Origin of the sequence: Actinoallomurus acaciae (assembly GCF_042429965.1) — a bacterium.
GTDB classification, from domain to species: domain Bacteria; phylum Actinomycetota; class Actinomycetes; order Streptosporangiales; family Streptosporangiaceae; genus Actinoallomurus; species Actinoallomurus acaciae.
Map to the genome: position 1 here is coordinate 1 of NZ_JBHLZP010001218.1, position 742 is coordinate 742.

The 742-nt window shown below is 74.3% G+C and carries 1 protein-coding gene and 1 pseudogene; both read left to right on the top strand.

Annotation, left to right across the window (positions count from 1 at the left end; genetic code table 11):
* Nucleotides 1-401: pseudogene (locus tag ACFFNX_RS51745) on the top strand (L-erythro-3,5-diaminohexanoate dehydrogenase); the annotation flags it as partial.
* Nucleotides 401-742 (top strand): lysine 5,6-aminomutase subunit alpha TIM-barrel domain-containing protein (locus tag ACFFNX_RS51750; protein ID WP_378213863.1); only part of this gene is annotated, 342 nt, incomplete at its 3' end. The pseudogene ACFFNX_RS51745 and the gene ACFFNX_RS51750, both read left to right, overlap by 1 nt.

Below are 742 nucleotides of genomic sequence, written 5' to 3' on the forward strand. Positions count from 1 at the left end.
CCGGCGCCGCCCGTACCATCGGGGTCGTCCCGGCCGAGGCCGAGGCGGCGCGGCTGCGGGACGCCGCACTGGCCGACGACGTCGTGATCGCCGACGCGCGCGACCCGATCGCGCTCGCCGACGCCGTCGGAGAACCGGGCGCCGACGTCACCGTGGTCTGCGTCGACGTGCCCGGCTGTGAGCACGGCGCGATCCTGGCCACCGCCGCGGGCGGCACGGTGGTCTTCTTCTCGATGGCCACCTCGTTCCCGGCCGCGGCGCTCGGCGCCGAGGGACTGGCCGCCGACGTGACCATGCTGATCGGAAACGGGTACGCCCCAGGGCACGCGCGCATGGCACTGGACCTGCTGCGAACCGAACCCGGCGTAGCGAAGATCTTCAAGAAGCGGGTGGAGGAGTGATGGGCAAACTGGACCTGGATCCGCAGGTGGTCGGAAAGGCGCGCCGGCTCGCCGAACGCGCCGCCGAGCCGATCATCGAGATGGCACGCACGCACACGACCGTCTCGGTCGAACGCGCGCAGCTGCGCCTGGCCGGCCTGTCCGGCGCCGACTCCGACGGCCGCCCGTGGGTGAACCACCTCGTCGACGCCGTACGCGACCAGGTCGGCCTCGAGCACGGTGTCGCGCTGCCCGTCTGGGACGCGCTGCGCCGCGAGTCGTACGCCGACCTGTCCGCGCTGGCGCAGGCCGCCGCGCTGGGCGCGGTGACGTTCCGCCTGCCCTCCGGCGACGACGCCGCC